This window comes from Sphingorhabdus buctiana (assembly GCF_042680825.1).
In the GTDB taxonomy this organism is placed as follows: domain Bacteria; phylum Pseudomonadota; class Alphaproteobacteria; order Sphingomonadales; family Sphingomonadaceae; genus Sphingorhabdus_B; species Sphingorhabdus_B buctiana.
In genome coordinates, this window is the sequence record NZ_JBHUEL010000015.1 from 1 (window position 1) to 1,341 (window position 1,341).

Annotated in this window: 1 protein-coding gene; it reads right to left on the reverse strand. The window is 57.1% G+C overall.

Translation table 11 applies throughout. The features are described 5' to 3' along the window. Positions 1-1,324, reverse strand: a protein-coding gene (locus tag ACFSAG_RS14935; protein WP_381516468.1) for an IS3 family transposase whose coding sequence is annotated in 2 segments (ribosomal slippage) — positions 1-985 and positions 985-1,324 — 1,325 coding nt annotated over the 2 segments. Because the reading frame shifts where the segments join, the coding sequence is not laid out codon by codon here. This gene is flagged as partial in the annotation. Between the last annotated feature and the right edge of the window lie 17 nt (positions 1,325-1,341).

The window sequence follows — 1,341 nt, forward strand, 5'->3', positions numbered from 1 at the left end:
CGATATTCGATGGTCTGTCGTTTTATCCTTTCGCGTTGTTGGATGATGGCTTGCGCCCTGCCGAAGTAGGCATCGGCAGGCGTGACGTTGTTCAGGCTCTCATGATAGCGCTGATGGTTGTAATGCTCGACGAACGCTTCGATCTGCTGCTCAAGGTCGCTTGGCAAGAAGTAGTTTTCCAGAAGGATGCGGTTTTTGAGCGTCTGGTGCCAGCGCTCGATCTTGCCCTGTGTTTGGGGATGCATCGGTGCGCCCCGCACATGGCTCATCTTGTTGGCTTCGATATATTCCGCCAGTTCACCCGCGATATAGCTGGGACCATTGTCGCTGAGCAGCCGTGGCTTGTGCTGGACAGTGGCATGATCGCAGCCTGACGCTGCTAGTGCCATGTCGAGCGTGTCGGTGACATCCTCGGCGCGCATATTGCTGCACAGCTTCCAGGCGATGATGTAGCGCGAGAAGTCGTCGAGTACCGTCGACAAGTACATCCAGCCCCAGCCAATGATCTTGAAGTAGGTGAAGTCTGTCTGCCACATCTCGTTGGGTCGGGTGGTCTTGGTGTGGAACTCGCCTGCTGCCTTCACCACGACATAGGCCGGACTGGTAATGAGGTCATGGGCCTTGAGTAGCCTGTAAACCGTGGCTTCTGACACGAAGTAACGCCGCTCGTCGGTAAACCGCACCGCCAGTTCGCGCGGTGACAGCTCGGACTGTTCCAGCGCCAGATCGATGATCTGGTCATGGATTACCTTCGGGATGCGGTTCCAGACACGGCTCGGGCTTGATGGCTTATCCGCCAGCGCTTCCGGCCCGCCTTCGAGATAGCGGTCATACCAGCGGTAGAAGGTCCGGCGGGCAACGCCCAGCTTGTCGAGTGTGATCTTGGTCGGCAGATGCGACTGCTCGACGATGCGGATGATCTCGAGCTTCTCGGACGCGGGATACCTCATTCGTCGTCTCCCCCATCCGCGATCATACTTTTTTTAAGCAACCGATTCTCAAGGGTCAGATCCGCAACGCACTCTTTGAGGGCGCTGGCTTCGCGGCGCAGATCCTGCACCTCGCTGCTGGTTGCAGCACGAGCTGTGTCGCCAGCAAGCCTGCGCTTACCTGCTTCCATGAACTCCTTGGACCAGGTGTAATAGAGGCTCTGGGCGATGCCTTCCTTGCGGCACAACTCGGATATGCTGTCATCACCGCGTAAGCCTTCCAGCACGATCCTGATCTTATCTTCAGCAGAAAAATGCCGCCGGGTTGCACGCCGAATATCCTTCACAACACGCTCGGCAGAGGCCTTCGGTTGGCCAGAGTGTTTTGGTCTCATCTTCGTTCCTTCGTCAC